Here is a 17382-nt window from a genome sequence, read left to right as displayed (position 1 = left end):
CTCCTACTTGGTGGACTCGGGCACAGTGAGCCCGTCGAGCACGATGGTGAGGTATTGCTTGGCAAGGTTTTGGACGGTGATCGCGCCGCCCGGCTCGTACCACCGCACCGCGACCCACACGGTGTCGCGCAGGAAGCGGTAGGCCAGCTCGACGTCGAGTTCGGGCCGGAAGCTGCCGTCCTGCACACCGCTGGTCAGTACTCGGTGCCAGAGCTCGCGGAATTCGCGGTTGTAGTCGGCGATATAGGTGAACCGCTCCGAGCCGCGCAGGCGCTTGGCCTCGGCCTGGTAGATCGCGACGGCCGCATGCGAGCGGTCGAAGGACTCGTAGGAGGCAAGTACCAAGGCTTCCAAGGTGTCTCGCGAGCTGAGCCCGGAACCGACGATCTCCCGGTAGCGCCCGAACAGGTCGTCGAGGAAGTCGCGCAGGATCTCGTCGACCATCGACTCCTTGGAATCGAAATGGTGGTAGAGGCTCCCCGATAAGATTCCGGCCGCATCGGCGATATCGCGCACAGTGGTCGCGCGCAGCCCCCGCTCGGCGAACAGCTGGGCTGCCAGTGCGAGCAGTTCATTGCGCCGTGCTGATTTCGAGGCGTCTGGTGCGGTCACGTCGTCATAATACAACCAAGCATTTGCTTGGTCGAGACGACACGCCCTCCGGTTACTCCGACAGCCGGTGGCAGGCCGTGCAGACCACGCCGCACCTGCTAATCAGCGCTCCGAATACCGCAGCGGCGACGAGACCGACAGGTCCGCAAGCAACCGGTCGCAGATCACCACAGGCGAGATCCCCGCGCGTGCCATCCGCGCGACCAGGGCAAGACGGCGCTCACAGCTGTCCCACTCGACGATGAGCTGACCGCGCCCTGGCCCGGCATCCACGGTCGCCATCACCCGTGGCGGCCCGAAGGGCACCGGCACCTCGTTCAGCTTCAGCACCATGCCCCGCTGCCAGGCTTGATAGGTGTCCATATCCGCACCGACCACCAGCTTGTCGGTCGCGGCGCACAGCCCCTGCGCGATCTCGTCCGCGAACGTCACACGATCGAATCGGAACTTCCTGCACTTGCTGACCACCTCCAGCAGATCAGCACGCACCTCGCACAGCAGCGCTTTCTGCCGCTGTCTGCGCCGATCGTGTTCGGAGGCGGGTTTACCCGGCTCGACGCTGAGCCCGATCCGGCAGGCCCGTGCGTTATCGCGGGCTACATCCGAGCGCAACGCGCCGCGCGGATCGCGCGCGACTTCGCTCTCGTCGACGGCATACCGTTCCAGGATCTGCGCGGCCCGCGTGGCGGTCGCCCGCTCGGACAAGTGATCCATCAGTTCGGCGCCCAGAGTCAGCGCGGCAAGCACCAAGCTGTCCAGGCGACGCCTGGCCAGTACCACTTCGCGCACCAATTCGAGTTCCAGTTGCTCGCGGGCAAGTGGGCGATCCAAGCCCATAGCCATCGCCCCTTTGGGGAGTGCGGGATCCGACCACATTCAGCATGGCACACCCGCAGACACAACGCGCCATCCTTTTTCCCTGATCAGACGCCCGCTTTGCAGCAAAGCCCAGAGGTCGGAATGCGATCGCATTCAAGCACCGACAGCCACCGAAAAGCGTGTATTACGCATGCCCTCCACAGCCGCCTGGGGCAGACACAAACGCATCCAGCAAGGTCGCAAGCATCAACCCGAGGCACCCTATCTGCGCGATGAGGCCTTCGACACGCAGCGAGGCTCACCACTCGAGATCACCGCCCACCTACCCCCTGCGCAACCCAAGCGCCCACCCGAAGTCGCACGCCCCGCTACCTACGCACCGGCTCGGCACGATGACACCGTCCGAACGCAGTGATACCGAGCCAGAGTGCGCTGCCCGTCTCATGCCGGAAGCGCTCGAGACGCATCCACCGAAGTCACAACCTCAGTAACCGACGCCCCCACTCGGCACAATGACGCCTTCCGAGCGCAGCAAGACCTGGCACCAGAGTCCACAGCCCCGTCCCACCTCCACAGCAGCCCAAGACCATCCACCAAAGTCACAAGCTCAACTACCAACGCCCCCACCCGGCACGACGACACCTTCCAAGCGAAGCGAGACCGAGCACCAGAGTTCGGGGCGTATCCCACCTCCACAGCCGCCGAAGCGCCTAAACCAAAGTCGCAAGCTCAACTACCAACGCCCCCACCCGGCACGACGACACCTTCCAAGCGAAGCGAGACCGAGCACCAGAGTTCGGGGCGTATCCCACCTCTACAGCCGCCGAAGCGCCTAAACCAAAGTCGCAAGCTCAACTACCAACGCCCCCACCCGGCACGACGACACCTTCCAAGCGAAGCGAGACCGAGCACCAGAGTTCGGGGCGTATCCCACCTCTACAGCCGCCTAATCGCCTAAACCAAAGTCGCAAGCTCAACTACCAACGCCCCCACTCGGCACGATGATGTCTTCCGAGCGAAGCGAGACCGAGCACTAGAGTTCGCGGCCCGTCTCGCTTCCGAGCCGTCGAAGCGCATGCGACGAAGTCGCGAGTCTCGACGGCTCGGAAGCGAGACCAAGGGGGCCGCGAACACGCAGCGCCGAAGGCGCTGCCAAAAAACACAGCTCAACCGCGCTGACTGCTGACCGAGACGACTTCACCGGTCAAGTAGGAGGTGTAGTCGCTTGCCAGCATCGCGATGGTCGCAGCGACTTCCCACGGCTCGGCGGCTCGGCCGAACGCTTCACCTTCGGAGAGACGGTCGAGCAATTCGGTCGAACTGACCTTGTCCAGGAAAGCGTGCCTCGCGATACTCGGGGCCACCGCGTTGATCCGGACACCGAGTTCGGCAGCCTCGATCGCGCTGCATCGGGTCAGCGCCATCACGCCCGCCTTGGCGGCGGCGTAGTGCGCCTGGCCGTATTGGGCACGCCAGCCGAGAACGCTTGCGTTGTTGACGATCACACCGCCGTGGCCCGCATCGCGGAAGTAGCCGAGCGCCGCGCGGGTGCAGCGGAAGGTGCCGTTGAGGGTGATGTCGAGGACGCGGTCCCACTGTTCGTCGGTCATATCGACCACCGGGGTCTCGCCGCCGAGGCCCGCGTTGTTGACCATGATGTCGATGCGGCCGAATGCGGTTGCCGCGCCGCGCACCAACTCGTTGACCTGCTCGGTGCTCTGCACGTCGCAGGCGATCGACGCCACCCGGCGATCCGGGAACTCGGCCTTCAGCTCGACCTCGGTCTCGGCAAGACGCCGCTCGTGCCAATCGGACACGACGACATCGGCACCCTCCGAGAGCAGCCTGCGTGCCGTGGCCGAACCGATTCCGGTGCCTGCCGCGGCGGTGACGACGGCAGTCCGGCCGGTCAACAGACCGTGGCCGGGGATGGGCTCGGGTGCAACAGACAGCGGCCGTGCGGTGTTGTCGCTCATGGACGCGCCTCCCGTGGCAGACCGAGCACGCGCTCGGAGATGATGTTGCGCTGCACTTCGTTCGAACCTCCATAGATGGTGTCGGCGCGGGTGAACAGATACAGCCGCTGCCATTCGTTCAGATCGTTCTCGTCGGCGACCAGGCCGGCGGGACCGAGCACCGCCATGGCGAGTTCGCCGAGACCGCGATGCCAGTTGGCCCACAACAGCTTCGAGACCGACGCCTGTCCCCCGTCGTCGGCGCCGGTGCCTTCCATCGTGCGCAGTGCGTGGGCGCGCAGCACACGCAGTCCGACCCAAGCTTTGTCGATTCGGTCGGCGATCAGTGGATCGTCGGCCGCGCCGGTGCGTCGGGCGAGCGCCTCGACATCGGCGAGTTCGCGGGCGAACCTGATCTGTTGACCGAGCGTGGAGATGCCGCGTTCGAAGGTCAGCGTGCCCATCGCGATGCGCCAGCCGTCGCCGGGCGCGCCGACCACCAGGTCCGCGGCGGTGCGCGCGTTGTCGAAGAAGACCTCGTTGAATTCCGAGGTTCCGGTCAGCTGGATGATCGGGCGCACCTCGATACCCGGCTGTTTCATGGGAACCAGCAGGTAGGAAAGGCCCTTGTGACGCGTGGAGCCGCGTTCGGTGCGTGCGATGACGAAGCACCAGTCGGCGACGTGGGCCAGCGAGGTCCAGATCTTCTGGCCGTTGATCGACCATTCGTCGCCATCCAGCTGAGCGGTGGTGGTGATGGCCGCCAGGTCGGAGCCCGCGCCCGGTTCCGAGTAGCCCTGGCACCACAGTTCGGTGACATTGCGAATGCCCGGCAGGAACCGAGCCTTCTGCGCATCAGTGCCGAAGGCGATGACCGTCGGCCCGAGCAGTTCCTCGCCGACGTGCGAGACCCTGGCGGGCGCATTGGCCTTGGCGTACTCCTCGTGGAAGATCACCTGCTGCCGCACGGACGCCTCGCGGCCGCCGTATTCCTTGGGCCAGCCGAGGCAGGTCCAGCCGGACGCGGCCAGGTGCCGGTCCCAGGCGAGGCGTTCGTCGAACGCCTCGTGTTCCCGGCCCGGCCCGCCTAGTCCGCGCAGCTCGCGGAATTCTCCGTTGAGGTTTTCGTCCAACCACTGGCGCACTTCTGCGGAAAAGCCCGCGTCCTGTGCGGCAGTGTCGGAATCTGAGGTCTGGATCGCAACCACGCCGGTAGGATAACCTACCAAGCACTTGCTTTGTTAGAGCCTGATGACTTTGACTGAGTATCGGCATCAAATGACCGCACCGACGGTGAGGACAACCGTGACAACCCCTGCTCAAACGACACCGCTGGCACTGCACCACGCCGCACGCACGTTCGGTGCCGCACCCGCCGTCGGCGACGGCGACGTCCGGCTCGACTGGACGCAGTTGCTGACGTCGGTCCAGGAGGTGGCGCGAGCACTGATCGCGCGCGGGGTGCAAGCAGGCGACCGGGTCGCCATGTGGGCACCCAATACCCATCACTGGGTGATCGCGGCGCTGGCCGCCCACTATGCGGGCGCGGCCCTCGTGCCGCTCAACACCCGCTACGTCGCCGACGAGGCCGCCGATGTGCTCGCCAGGGTCGACGCGAAGGCGCTGTTCATCGCGGGCACCTTCCTCGGGCGCGATCGACTCGCCGAACTACGCGCGGCAGCACCGGAATTGGCTATCGACACCGTGGTCGTCATCCCCGTGGAACCGGGCACAACGGCCGCCGGCGACAACGTGCTGAACTGGTCGGAGCTGCCCGCCGCCGCGGAACCCGTCACCGTCGCCGAGGCGGAAAAGCGCGCGCTCGCCGTCGCCCCCGACGACATCTCCGACATCCTGTTCACCTCGGGAACCACCGGACGCAGCAAGGGCACCCTGGTCGCGCATCGGCAAGCGCTGTCGGTGGTGCGAGCCTGGGCCGAGTGCACCACCCTCGCGGGCACCGACCGCTATCTCGTCGTCAGCCCGTTCTTCCACAACTTCGGCTACAAGGCGGGCATCCTGGCCTGCCTGGTCACCGGCGCGGCGATCATCCCGCAGCCGGTGTTCGATGTGCCTGCCACCATGCGGCTGGTCAGCGACGAGCAGATCACGGTGCTGCCGGGCCCGCCGACGATCTATCAGACGATTCTCGACTTCCCCGATCGCGACAAGTTCGACCTGAGCACGCTGCGGGTCGCGGTCACCGGCGCGGCGACCGTGCCGGTGGTGCTGGTCGAGCGGATGCGTTCGGAGCTCGATTTCGATGTGGTCATCACCGGCTACGGCCTTTCCGAGGCCGCGGGATTCGGCACCATGTGCCGTGCGGACGACGACGCGGCGACCATCGCAGGCACCTGCGGACGGCCGATCGCCGACTTCGAGCTGCGCCTGGGCCCCGACGGTGAAGTACTGCTGCGCGGCCCGAACGTGATGCTCGGCTACCTGGACGATCCGGAAAGCACCGCCGAGACCATCGATGCCGACGGCTGGCTGCACACCGGCGACATCGGCACGCTCGACGAGCGCGGCTATCTGAAGATCACCGACCGGCTCAAGGACATGTACATCTCGGGCGGTTTCAACGTGTACCCGGCGGAAGTGGAACAGGCACTCGCCCGGCTGGACGGCGTCACCGAATCCGCGGTCATCGGCGTGCCGGACACCAGGATGGGCGAGGTCGGCAAGGCCTACGTGGTCCGCAAGCCGGGATCCGCCCTGACCGAAGACCAGGTTCTCGCGCACGCAACCACCGTGCTGGCCAACTTCAAGGTGCCGCGGCTCATCGAATTCCGCGATCAGCTGCCCTACAGCGCCGCCGGGAAAGTGCTCAAGCGTCAACTACGTGAGGAGAAGTCGTAATGTCGGACGAAGCCGGTGTTCCCGACGAAGGAGACGTCGTCACCTATGAACGGCGCGGCCGGGTCGCGATCATCACCTTGAATCGACCGGATTACCGCAACGCGCAGAACTCGGTGATGACCTACGCCCTCGACGCCGCCTTCGAACGCGCCGTCGAGGACGACGAGGTCGGTGTGATCGTGCTGGCGGGCAACGGGAAACACTTCAGCGCCGGACACGACATCGGCACACCGGGGCGCGATCACCACGTGCGCTACCCGAACAAGGCCGCGCTGTGGTGGGACCACGTCGACAAGGTGGGCGGCGATCAGCGCTTCGCGCGTGAGCTCGAGGTCTATCTCGGCATGTGCCGCCGCTGGCGCGAGATTCCGAAGCCGACCATCGCGATGGTGCAGGGCGCCTGCATCGCGGGCGGGCTGATGCTGGCCTGGGTGTGCGATCTGATCATCGCCTCCGACGATGCCTTCTTTTCCGATCCCGTTGTCCGCATGGGCATCCCGGGCGTCGAATACTTCGCGCATCCGTGGGTGATGGGACCGCGCGCGGCCAAGGAGTTCCTGTTCACCGGTGACCGGTTCGGCGCAGCCCAGGCCAAGGAGTGGGGCATGGTCAACCGGGTCGTGCCGCGTGTCGAACTCGAGGCCGAGACCTTGGCGCTCGCCGAAAAGATCGCGACCATGCCGCGATTCGGGCTCGCACTGACCAAGAAGGCGGTGAATCAGGCCGAGGACCTCATGGGCATGCGTGCGGGCATGGACTCGGTATTCGGCCTGCACCACTTCGCCCACGCCCACAACGCCGAGGTCGGCGCGGACTCGTTGGGCGGCATGAACGCAAAATCCATGAAGGCGACGGCGAGCACCGCCGAGCAGAACGGAACGACGTAGTGGATCTGGATCTGGATACGGCGACCCAGGAATTCCAGCGGGAAGTCCGCGAATTCCTCGCCACCAACAAACCTGAGCAGCCGCTGCCCTCGATGGATACGAAGGCCGGCTTCGAGGCGCACCGCGCATGGGAACGCACCCTCGCCGACGCGCGCCTTTCGGTCGTTTCCTGGCAACCGGAATACGGCGGCCGCGACGCCTCATTGCTGGAGTGGGTGCTGTTCGAGCAGGAGTACTACGCCGCGGACGCGCCGGGACGCGTCAGCCAGAACGGCATCTTCTTGCTCGCGCCGACACTTTTCGAGCACGGCACCCCAGAGCAGCTCGACCGCATCATGCCGCGGATGGCGCGCGGCGACGATATCTGGGCGCAGGCCTGGTCCGAGCCCGAGGCGGGTAGCGACCTGGCGGGCATCCGCTCCACCGCGCGCCGCACCACGGGCGGCTGGCTGCTGAGCGGGCAGAAGACCTGGAGTTCGCGAGCATCGTTCGCGGACTGGGCATTCGGGCTGTTCCGCAGCGATCCCGAGGCCGAGCGGCACCGCGGGCTCACCTACATGATGTTCCCGCTGACGGCCGACGGTGTCTCGGTGCGCCCGATCCCCCAGCTGGACGGCGAGCCCGGCTTCGCCGAGATATTCCTCGACGACGTCTTCGTGCCCGATCGCGACGTCATCGGAGAACCGAACGACGGCTGGCGGGTGGCTATGAGCACCTCCAGCAACGAGCGGGGGCTTTCGCTGCGCAGCCCGGGCCGGTTCAGCGCGACCGCACAGCGGCTGATCGATCTGTGGCTCGACGAAGGCGACCGCACCAACACCACGCAGCGGGATGCGGTGGTGGACGCCTGGATCGGCAGTGAGGCCTACCGGCTGCACACCTTCGGGACGGTCACCCGGCTGAACGAGGGTGGCAAGCTCGGCGCGGAATCCTCGATCACCAAGGTGTTCTGGTCCGAACTCGATATCGCCATGCACGAAACCGCGCTGGAGGTACTCGGCGCCGCCGCCGAGCGGGCCGGCCGGTGGACCGACGGCTATTTGTTCTCGCTGTCGGGCCCGATCTACGCGGGCACCAACGAGATTCAGCGCAATATCATCGCCGAGCGGCTGCTCGGACTACCGAGAGGGAGCAGCCGATGAGTGTGCATCGGTCTGCTTCGACGACGCGGCAATCGCGTACGGAAAGGAGGGCTCGATGAGATTCGCGCTCAGCCCGGAACAACTCGACTTCGGCACGAGCGTGCGCAAGCTGCTCGATGCCGGACGCACCCCCGCGGCGGTTCGTGCCTGGGCGGCCGGTGATCCCCGGCCCGGCCGGTCGCTGATCCGCCAGCTGGCCGGCGCGGGCGTGCTCGGCTTGACGGTCGAGGAAAGCAACGGCGGAATCGGCGCCGACCCGATCGACCTCGTCGTCGCCTTCCTGGAAATCGGCAGGGCCGCGGCGCCAGGACCCCTGGTCGAGACCGCGGCCGCGATTCCTGCGCTGCTGCAAGCTCTTCCGGATGCCGCACTCGCCGCACGATGGCTGCCCGGCTTCGCGGACGGTGCGGCGCTCGGAACCGTAGCTTTCGCCTCGCCCGACCAGGACGCAGTCGCGCTCGACGCGGACACCGCGGAAGTGCTGCTGATCGCCGACGGTGACCAGCTGTCCACCGCGCATCGGACCGGTCTGGTGCGGTCGGTCGATCCGGCCAGGCGGCTGTTCACCGTCGCATCCGACGACGTGGTCGCCACCGGCGAACAAGTGCCCGGAGCCATCGCGGTCGCGTTCGACACCGGCGCACTTGCCGCCGCTGCTCAGCTCCTCGGTGCCGGGCGGGCGCTGCTCGACGCCGCCACCGGATACGCCAAGCAGCGCAAGCAGTTCGGCAAGCCGATCGGCGAATTCCAGGCCGTCAAACAGAAGCTCGCCGATGTGCTGATCGGTCTCGACCTCGCCGAACCGCTGCTGTTGCGCGCTGCGCTGACCATGGCCGAGCCCACCCGCAGCCGCGATGTGTCGGCAGCCGTTGTCGCCTGCGGCGATGCCGCCTACCAGGCGGCAAGGGCTGCCCTGCAGGTGCACGGCGCCATCGGCTACACCGCCGAGTACGACCTGTCGCTGTGGTTGACCAAGGTCACCGCGCTCCGGTCTGCATGGGGCTCACCGGATTTGCATCGCTCACGAATCGCCCGCGCACTGCGCGACGAGACGGTGCGCGACCGCGGCCTGCGGGGTGCGGTATGACAAGCACCGAGCATCTCGAATTCGTCAGCTCCGTCCGTGCGCTGCTCGCCAAGCATGCAGGCCGTGACGCGGTGCGCGCGGGCATGGACACCGAACTCGGCTACGACGAGACGCTGTGGCGACTGCTGTGCGAGCAGATCGGCGTTGCGGCGCTCGCGATTCCGGAGGAATACGGCGGCTTCGGCGCGAGCCTCGTCGAATCCCTGCTGGTGGTCAGCGAATTGGGGCGCACGCTGGCCGCGGTCCCGATGCTCGGCTCGGCCGTGCTCGGCGCGCAGGCCGTGCTGCTGTCCGGCGATGTCGACGCATGCAACAGACTGTTGCCCGAGGTGGCCGAGGGCACCCGCACGATCGCGGTGTGCTGGGCGGGCCGGCGCGGCTGGGATGAGCCCGGCGTGCATGCCGACAACGGAACACTCACCGGCACAGCCAGTTACGTACTCGACGGCACCCACGCCGACACCTTCATCGTGGTGACGCCCACCGGCCTGTTCGAGGTCGAGGCCGCGACCGAGGGCATTACCCGACGCGCCCTCCCGACCATGGACCCGACCCGTAAGCTCGCCGAGGTCAACTTCACTGCGGTCGCCGCCCGCAGGCTCGGCGCCGGCGATCCGGCGGCAGTCACGACACGCCTGCACGAAATCGCCTGGGCGGCAGTGGCCGCAGAGCAGGTCGGGGCCGCAGAGCAGTGCCTGGACATGACGGTCGAATACACCAAATCCCGGGTGCAGTTCGGCCGCGCGATCGGCAGCTTCCAAGCACTCAAGCACCGCATGGCCGACATGTATGTGCTGCTGGAATCCGCCAAGTCCGCTTCCTACGCGGCGACCGCCGCCGTCGCCGCGAACAGTCCCTCGGCCGCAGAGGACGTCTGGGCCGCACGCGTGCACTGCTCCGAGGCGCTGAGCACCATCGTTGCCGAAACAGTCCAACTGCACGGCGGCATCGCCATCACCTGGGAGCACGACGCGCACCTGTTCTTCAAGCGCGCCCACGGCGACGCCCAACTGTTCGGCACGCCCCACCGGCCCCTGCCCCAACCGGTGTAGCTATCTCCTCCCCGTCATCATCGACCGAGCGCCTCGGCGGAGTCATTGCACTCCCCGAGGCGCTTTCGCGTCCGAACGGCAACGTATCCGCAGGCAGTAACCTGCGTGACGCAGTTCCTCGGTTTGCATAGTTAGCTTATGAAATAATACTCGGGTGCAGCAGTCTCAGGTGACATCAGCAGAAGACAGCGTGGTCAATCTACTCGTCACCGCCGGTCGGCTGACCCGGCTGGCCGGGGTGATCAGCGGCGACGATCTGCCGCGGGCCGTGCTGCGGGCGCTGGCGGTGCTCGACGAACACGGCGCTATGCGGGTCAGCGAGTTCGCCCGCATCGATAGATGTTCACAGCCGGCGGCAACGGCGCTGATCGGCCGGCTCGTCGCGGACGGCTACGCCTCCCGGCGCAAGGACCCCGACGATTTCCGGGCCGTCGTCGTCGAACTCACCCCGGCCGGTCGTGACCGGCTGCACCACGCGCGCCGCGCCTTCGGCACCGCACTCGCGACCCGACTGTCCGAGTTCGACACCGACCGACTCGCCCGAATGGAAACAGATCTGAACGAACTGCTGGACGCCCTGAAAAAGGCTGCGCCGCAGCACTGATCGACATCGAGATGGCATACCGATGAGCATGACGATTTCCCGCACCGACCGCCAACAAGCAGACCGGGCAACCGAAAGCCGTATGGGCCGTTTGCGAGCGTGAGCGCCTTTAAGGGGATCAGCTTGGTCGATCCAATGCATGCCTAGTGCCCCGCACGAGGGCTGCACATAGTTCGAGCCCGATCCGAAGGACGGACCGGGCTCGTAACCTGATCGAGCGAAACACCTACTGACGGTCGAACTCGCCGTCGTTCACGCCAGCGGTGAAGGCGTCCCACTCGCCAGGAGTGAACACCAGTGCCGGGCCGGTCGGGTTCTTGGAGTCACTTACCGAGGTCCTTGATGAGATCCAGGGCTGGGTACAGGACGGGGCGCAGTGGACGGAGTCTCGACAGCGCCACGACGCGTTCGACGAGTGGGGCGATTCGGCGGATCAGCAGTCGGGTGCGTTCCTGGTCGGGGCTGCGGTCGTGGACCCAGAACAGGACGATGCCCATGTGGGCCAGCCACAGCAGATTCGGTAGCTCGGCCATCAGCCGCTTGTCACCCTTGACGTCGTTGCCGATGACCAGGATGCGCATGATGGCGGTGGATGCCTCTCGGGCGGGCCGGCTTTCGTCGCTGAATGGACTGAGCGGGCTGGTGGGCTCGGCGGCGCTGGCGAAGAACTTGCCGCCGAACTCGTGGTAGGGGGCGGCTACGTCGACGAAGGCCAGTTCCATCGTCTGCCATCGGGCGGCGAGAGAGTCGCCGCGGGTGGCCTGCTCGACCTGCTGTTCGTGCAGGGTCTGGATCTGTTGGTAGAAGCCCTGAACCAGGTGTTCCTTGGAAGTGAAGTAGTAGTAGGCGTTGCCGACGCTGACGCCGGCTTCGCCCGCGATCGCGCGCATGGTGGTCTTCGTGTAGCCGTTCTGCTCGAACAGGCGCAGGGCGGCGTCGATGATCTGCTGGCGAGTTTCCTCGCCGCGCGCGGTCGCGGGCTCGGGGCGGGTCATGCGGCTCAGGCTAGTGCGGCTGCGGCGACCGGAACGGGAGGGACGGTGGCCTGCTTCTCCTGGCGCCTGCTGCGGCGGATCTTGTTCAGGGCGATCAGGTTTGCGAAGTGCATGCCGCCGAGCACTAGCAGAACCATGCCGAGTTTCATGGCGAGTTCCTCGATTGCGGCGCGCGCATCGATGACTGGGCCGCTAATGCGCAAGGCCAGCGCCACGAAGCCCGCATTGACGAGCCAGAACCCGATGACCAGCAGATGATTCACGACTTCGGCGAGATCGCTGTCTCCATTCATGACATCCACCAGAAACCGTGCGCCGGTGCGGTGCAGGGTGCGTGCCACCCAGAACGTGAGCGCCAAGCTGATGGTCGCGTAGGTCGCGTATGTGGCGACGACGAGGTTCATTGTCCCAGCTCCTTACTTATTTGAACGTGTTCAACTATGAGGTTAGGCTGTTTGTTGAACACGTTCAAGTGTGAGTGCCGCGACACCGTGCCGGGAAAGCTGGCCTGTCCGGTTCGGGAGCGCGGCATGGCGAAACGGGCCGGACATTAAACCGGCACCGCGCCCCATGCCGACGTTCATCACTCCGCTGCCGTAGCCATGATCGGTCCACATAGCGGATCTGGAACATGTTCTCTCAGCGGATCACCTGCTGTCGGTGGTCCCACGACTAGCAACGTGGTGGTCCCACAACGGTGGCAAACGACAGTCCTGCACTACGCCGCCTGCGCGTCGGCCGCTCGCCGGCTGATGGCAGTCGAGCAGATGAACCACTACATCAACAGCGTGTGCGCTATCCCGGGAGCGAGCGCAGGTTTGCCCCGGCTGCGTGTGAGCGCCTATATCTGGGGCCTTGATCTGTGACACTGGCGATCTCTGAGCAGCCGAAAGGGGATTGGGCATGGGGAGCATCAGCGATATCGAAGAATGGGGACAAATCCGGATCGCTCGAATGCTTGAACGAGCGAAACAACGCGAAATATAGAAGGCGGCTATGGGGCGGAAGACAACCCGACAACCTCACTCTGTGGCGCCGACGGGGTGGCCGCTGCGGCGAATGGGGGTGCCGAGTAGAGCGGTGAGCTTGTGCTCGACCTCCGACAGCAGCTGATCACCAAAGACGCACACCGTGTATTCCCAAGGGTGACCGAAGGTTCCGAGCCGAAAGTCGGGCGTCGCGTAGATGTGGTAGTCACCGTCCGGGTATGCGGAACCGGGCCAGTCCGGCCGGCCTGCACCACCCACCCGGCTCGGATCGAAGCGGTATCCGACGTGCTGCCAGTCGAGCCAATAGAGCACCTCGCCGGGCCTATGGCATGCGAGCAGACCCGCGCGGATGATGCGCTGAAGTTGTTCGACGCCATCGTGTTCGGCGTCGGTCAGGTCGAGTACTCCCAAATGCCAGGTCGCCGATGCGGTCGGTTCGGTAATGCCCGGCGAGGTCGCGGTACTCGGGCGGAACTCGAACTCGGCATAGAAGCGATTCCACAGCGCGTCGTATTCACGGTCGTCGAACAGTTGCCGGACGGGGCGCGTCTTCACGGGCGGTTCCTCCGGAAACCAGTGATAGGCAGTGACCGTGGTGATGACGCGCATGCCTGCTGCTTCCAGCGCGGATTGCAGCTCGCCGTCGGCCTCGGCGACCACGTAACCCACCTCGGGTTCGCCGTTCGCACCGATCGAGTTCGAGCGTTGCCAATCCCACCCGCACAGGTGATCGGCGAACACGCCCTGCGGATCCACGATCCCGCCGATGGCCATGAAGTTCGTGTGCGCGAGGTGAGCGGCCCATGCGGCGGCCCGTATCCGGCCGTCCTGCGTGGCGACCAGCACATGGTCCTCCCACCGCAACGACCTTCCGTCGGCAAGGAATTCGGTGAAAGCGATCTGGTGCGGTCCGGCTGCGGCGACGAACCTGGCAACATCCTGAATGTGTCGGTGGTCGAACGCCTCTGCCACGACCGCCCCCGCCGTCAGCGGCTCGACAGCGGTGATCTGTCCTACCGGCGCAACCAGGACCGCGCGTTTTCTGCCCGTGATGAAACCCGCAGCCCGCAGCCGCCGCGATAGGTCGGCAGGACTGTCATGCGCGTAAACCTTCCATTCCGCGGGCTCACCGCGCGCGTCACAGGCATCGCGCTGGCGGGCGATGAGCGCATCCAGGCCCTCGACCGGCAAGGCTCGATGCTCGATGCTCGCGTGCGTGCCGTAGTGGATTCGGACAACCGGCCCGTCCTCTTCGATCACACTGCCCACCGGCTGCGGCGCCGGCCGCCGACCGCGAAGTTGAGCGTCATACAGCGCCAACAATTCTTCGACGCTCTCCGTCCTCGAGCCCATTCCACATATCATCCCATCGCACCCGCCGCCGACCTCGCGACGACTCCGCGATCAGCCTTTTCGGGACGCGGGATGTGTGTGCCGGCGATCGCCAACAGTTCGGCGCGCCTGCGCGGAGTCGTCCCAGCAGGCCAGGTAGCGTCCGCCGAGTCGGAGCCTTGCGTGCGGAGATCCCTTCGGTCGAACGGAGCAGCATGTTGGAGACAGCGCAGACGCTGGTGCTCGGCGGGACCGGCAAGAGCGGTCGACGCCTGGTGCAGCGACTTCGTGCCGTAAACCGGCCGGTGCGTGTGGGTTCCACGACGGGGACGGCGCGGTTCGACTGGACCGATCCGGCGACCTGGGCCGCCGCGCTGGATGGGATCAGCGCCGTTTTCGTTGTGTACTCCCCCGATGTGGCGATGCCGGGGGCGCCGGAGGTGATCGGCGCTTTCGCCGAGCAGGCGGTTGCCGCGGGCGCCCGGCGATTGGTCATGTTGTCCGGACAGCGGGCCGAGGTCGGGGTGGACAGCGAGCGCCGACTACAGGACTCGGGTGCGGAGTGGACGATCCTGCGGGTGGCCTGGTTCGACCAGAACTTCGATGAAGGGTTTCTCCGCGACGACGTGCGGGCCGGGCGGGTGGCGCTGCCGGTCGGCGCGGTGGGCGAAGCGTTCATCGATGCCGACGACATCGCGGACGTCGCGGCGACCGTCCTCACCGAGCCGCGGCATTCGGGGGCGATCTATGAACTCACCGGCCCCCGCCTGCTGACCTTCGCCGACGCGGTCGCCGAGATCGGCACAGCCAGCGGGCGCGACATCCGGTTCGTCGAGGTGCCGCCAGATGCGTACGCCGCGACGCTGACCGCGCACGGCAGGTCGGCGGCCGAGGTCGAACAGTCGATCTATCTGTTCACCAAACTCATGGACGGCCGCAATGCCCGGGTGGAGCACGGCGTCCAGAAGATTCTCGGCCGCGAACCGCGCGACTTTCGTGACTATGCCGGTGCGGCCGCCGCAACGGGCGTCTGGACGGCGCACTGACTTCGGATTTTCGTCGCTTTTCCGGAGTACGGTCGGGAACTATGACCGAAGAGCAGCGGGGTCGCGTCAAGATCGAGACGAGCCGGAAGCGGGTGCGGGTCTATCTCGGCGGACAACTGGTCGCCGATACGGCGCGGCCGGTCCTGGTCTGGGAGAGCCCGCATTACCCGACCTACTACGTGCCGCTCGCCGACCTGCACGCGAAGCTCGAGCCGAACGGCATCACGAAACACTCCCCCAGCCGGGGCGAGGCAACGGGGTACGACGTGGTGGTCGACGGCGCAAGCGCGCCGGGCGGCGCGCTGCGCTATCACGATTCGCCATTCTCCGAACTCGATGATCTGGTCCGGCTGGACTGGAACTCGATGGACGAATGGTTCGAGGAGGACGAGCCGGTCTACGTCCATCCGCGCGATCCGTACTCCCGGATCGACATCCTGGCCGGCTCGCGGCACGTGCGCGTCGAGATCGATGGCGTCACCGTCGCCGACTCCCGTTCGCCACGCATCCTCTTCGAAACCGGGCTTCCCCCACGGTATTACCTGCCGCTGACCGATGTGCGCATGGACTTGCTGCGCCCCTCGCAGACCCATTCGAGCTGCCCGTACAAAGGCACCGCCGACTACTGGAGCATCCGCATCGGCGACAAGGAATACCCCGACCTCGTGTGGGGCTATCGCACGCCGCTGCCCGAAAGCCAGAAGATCGCGGGGCTCGCCTGCTTCTTCAACGAGAAGGTCGACATCTACCTCGACGACGAACTCCAGGACCGCCCGCACACGCCGTTCAGCTGACCGACGACAGGTGTCGGCGCAGCGCACCGGCCTGGATGTCGGACCTCATTCGACCCGACACCTCCGCGCACGGCAGGCCATGAGTGTTTCAGACATCATCACGAGCGATCAGGCCATTCATTTACTCATCGACTGGCCATATCGTTTGAGTCATGACCAACGCGAAAGCCACCGAGTCCACCAAGACCATCGCCGTCTACGGCGCCACCGGAGTCACCGGCGGCCATCTCCTGGCCGAATTGAACCGTCGCGGTATCAGCCCGATCCTGGTGGGCCGCAATGCCGGTCGCATGCACGCCGCCGCGACCGCCGCCGGGCTCCCGAACGCAGAGGTTCGGGTCGCGGAGGTCTCCGACCAGGCCGCTCTCGTTGCGGCATTCACCGGTGCCGATGTGGTGATAAGCAGCCTGCCCTCCTACGTCGACCACGGCGCGGCGGTTCTCGCGGCGGCGATCGACGCGGGCGCGCACTACACGGACCTGTCCGGAGAGCAGCTGTTCCTCGAGCGCGTGTTCGACGACTACTCGGCGCGCGCCGAAGCGGCGGGCGTGACGGTGGTCCCCGGCATCACCAACAGCAATCTCCCCGGCGACCTGCTCGGCTACCTGACCTCCCGACGCCTGACCGGTCCGGTGGAGATCTCCATGAGCCTGCACGGTACGAGCGAAGGCAACGGTTCCAAGGGCAGCGCGAAAACCGTACTGGCGAGCCTGGATTGGTTCCGCAGTGGCGGCTGGCACTTCCAGGACGGCGGATTCCACACCGGCGCGGCCGCCAGGCACGCCGAGATGACCTTTCCCGGCGCCACCGAACCCACCACCGTCTCGAAGTTCCCGCAGCCCCCGGTGCTCACCATTCCCCGCCACTCGAAGGTCTCCTACGTCGAGGGCGTGCTCGACACCGCATTCCACAGTCAGCTCGGCGGCCTCACTGCCGAAATCGTCGAATCACTCCCGAACGAACCGACTTCGGGGCTGAGCTATGACTTCGTCGTCGACGCATTCGGCGGGGACGGCCGTAGAGTGCGCGGCGTGGTGAGCGGCACGGACGCCTATCGCGACTCGGCGCTGATGGCGGTGGAAGCCGCGGTCCGGCTCGCCGATGGCACCACCGAGCCAGGAGCCCTTGCGGCTGCCGAAGCATTCGACGCCGGGCACTTCCTCGACGCTCTCGCCCGGTTCGGTATCACCTGGCGCATCGAACCGTAAG

Annotated in this window: 16 protein-coding genes and 1 pseudogene; 9 read left to right on the top strand and 8 right to left on the bottom strand. The window is 66.3% G+C overall.

Annotated elements, in window-relative coordinates; genetic code table 11:
• Positions 1-3 precede the first annotated feature (3 nt).
• From OHQ90_RS07790 to OHQ90_RS07775, 4 genes are all read right to left on the bottom strand, one after another.
• Positions 4-612 carry a TetR/AcrR family transcriptional regulator gene (locus OHQ90_RS07790; protein WP_328408658.1) on the bottom strand — a complete coding sequence of 203 codons (609 nt, stop codon included), beginning with the start codon at positions 610-612 and terminating at the stop codon, positions 4-6.
• A 102-nt stretch (positions 613-714) separates the two neighbouring features.
• Complete coding sequence (locus tag OHQ90_RS07785; protein ID WP_328408657.1) at positions 715-1449, bottom strand: hypothetical protein; 735 nt, start codon at positions 1447-1449, stop codon at positions 715-717.
• Between the two features lie 1148 nt (positions 1450-2597).
• On the bottom strand, positions 2598-3407 hold the full coding sequence (locus OHQ90_RS07780; RefSeq protein ID WP_328408655.1) for an SDR family oxidoreductase: 810 nt from the start codon (positions 3405-3407) through the stop codon (positions 2598-2600).
• Positions 3404-4594, bottom strand: a complete 1191-nt coding sequence (locus OHQ90_RS07775) for an acyl-CoA dehydrogenase family protein (RefSeq protein ID WP_328408653.1) — start codon at positions 4592-4594, stop codon at positions 3404-3406. The genes OHQ90_RS07780 and OHQ90_RS07775 overlap by 4 nt, the downstream gene beginning before the upstream one ends.
• Positions 4595-4691: 97 nt before the next feature.
• Between OHQ90_RS07775 and OHQ90_RS07770 the strand changes: the two genes are divergently transcribed.
• From OHQ90_RS07770 to OHQ90_RS07745, 6 genes are all read left to right on the top strand, one after another.
• Complete coding sequence (locus OHQ90_RS07770; RefSeq protein WP_328408651.1) at positions 4692-6245, top strand: FadD3 family acyl-CoA ligase; 1554 nt, start codon at positions 4692-4694, stop codon at positions 6243-6245.
• Entirely contained in the window at positions 6245-7132 is an 888-nt protein-coding gene (locus OHQ90_RS07765) for an enoyl-CoA hydratase (protein WP_328408649.1), read from the top strand. Before OHQ90_RS07770 ends, OHQ90_RS07765 begins: the two co-directional genes overlap by 1 nt.
• A complete protein-coding gene (locus OHQ90_RS07760; RefSeq protein WP_328408647.1) occupies positions 7132-8274 on the top strand; it encodes an acyl-CoA dehydrogenase family protein in 1143 nt (380 codons plus the stop codon). The genes OHQ90_RS07765 and OHQ90_RS07760 overlap by 1 nt, the downstream gene beginning before the upstream one ends.
• A gap of 55 nt (positions 8275-8329) precedes the next feature.
• On the top strand, positions 8330-9361 hold the full coding sequence (locus OHQ90_RS07755; RefSeq protein ID WP_328408645.1) for an acyl-CoA dehydrogenase family protein: 1032 nt from the start codon (positions 8330-8332) through the stop codon (positions 9359-9361).
• Complete coding sequence (locus tag OHQ90_RS07750) at positions 9358-10413, top strand: acyl-CoA dehydrogenase family protein (protein WP_328408643.1); 1056 nt, start codon at positions 9358-9360, stop codon at positions 10411-10413. The genes OHQ90_RS07755 and OHQ90_RS07750 overlap by 4 nt, the downstream gene beginning before the upstream one ends.
• A 169-nt stretch (positions 10414-10582) precedes the next feature.
• Positions 10583-11017 carry a MarR family winged helix-turn-helix transcriptional regulator gene (locus OHQ90_RS07745; protein ID WP_328408641.1) on the top strand — a complete coding sequence of 145 codons (435 nt, stop codon included), beginning with the start codon at positions 10583-10585 and terminating at the stop codon, positions 11015-11017.
• A gap of 226 nt (positions 11018-11243) precedes the next feature.
• On the opposite strand, the pseudogene OHQ90_RS07740 reads toward OHQ90_RS07745, so the two are convergent.
• From OHQ90_RS07740 to OHQ90_RS07725, 4 genes and pseudogenes are all read right to left on the bottom strand, one after another.
• Positions 11244-11348, bottom strand: a pseudogene (locus OHQ90_RS07740) (DUF397 domain-containing protein); the annotation flags it as partial.
• Positions 11341-11907: a TetR family transcriptional regulator gene (locus OHQ90_RS07735; RefSeq protein ID WP_328412676.1), complete on the bottom strand. Its 567-nt coding sequence runs from the start codon at positions 11905-11907 to the stop codon at positions 11341-11343. The pseudogene OHQ90_RS07740 and the gene OHQ90_RS07735, both read right to left, overlap by 8 nt.
• 110 nt (positions 11908-12017) lie before the next feature.
• The gene (locus OHQ90_RS07730; RefSeq protein WP_328408639.1) at positions 12018-12416 is read right to left on the bottom strand and encodes a hypothetical protein; all 399 of its coding nucleotides are present in this window, start codon (positions 12414-12416) and stop codon (positions 12018-12020) included.
• Between the two features lie 618 nt (positions 12417-13034).
• Positions 13035-14354 (bottom strand): DUF2716 domain-containing protein, encoded by a 1320-nt coding sequence (locus OHQ90_RS07725; RefSeq protein ID WP_328408637.1) that lies wholly within the window; start codon positions 14352-14354, stop codon positions 13035-13037.
• A 194-nt stretch (positions 14355-14548) separates the two neighbouring features.
• Here OHQ90_RS07725 and OHQ90_RS07720 point away from each other — a divergent pair, with 194 nt between their 5' ends.
• The 3 genes from OHQ90_RS07720 to OHQ90_RS07710 all read left to right on the top strand — a co-directional run bounded on the left by OHQ90_RS07720 (position 14549) and on the right by OHQ90_RS07710 (position 17381).
• Positions 14549-15379 (top strand): NAD(P)H-binding protein, encoded by an 831-nt coding sequence (locus OHQ90_RS07720; RefSeq protein ID WP_328408636.1) that lies wholly within the window; start codon positions 14549-14551, stop codon positions 15377-15379.
• 41 nt (positions 15380-15420) lie between these two features.
• Complete coding sequence (locus OHQ90_RS07715; RefSeq protein ID WP_328408634.1) at positions 15421-16173, top strand: DUF427 domain-containing protein; 753 nt, start codon at positions 15421-15423, stop codon at positions 16171-16173.
• Between the two features lie 152 nt (positions 16174-16325).
• Positions 16326-17381, top strand: coding sequence for a saccharopine dehydrogenase NADP-binding domain-containing protein (locus OHQ90_RS07710; protein WP_328408632.1), 1056 nt, complete (start codon positions 16326-16328; stop codon positions 17379-17381).
• Position 17382 lies beyond the last annotated feature (1 nt).

The sequence above is a fragment of the Nocardia sp. NBC_00403 genome, from assembly GCF_036046055.1.
In the GTDB taxonomy this organism is placed as follows: Bacteria; Actinomycetota; Actinomycetes; order Mycobacteriales; family Mycobacteriaceae; genus Nocardia.
This window is presented reverse-complemented; position numbering and strand designations above follow the sequence as displayed.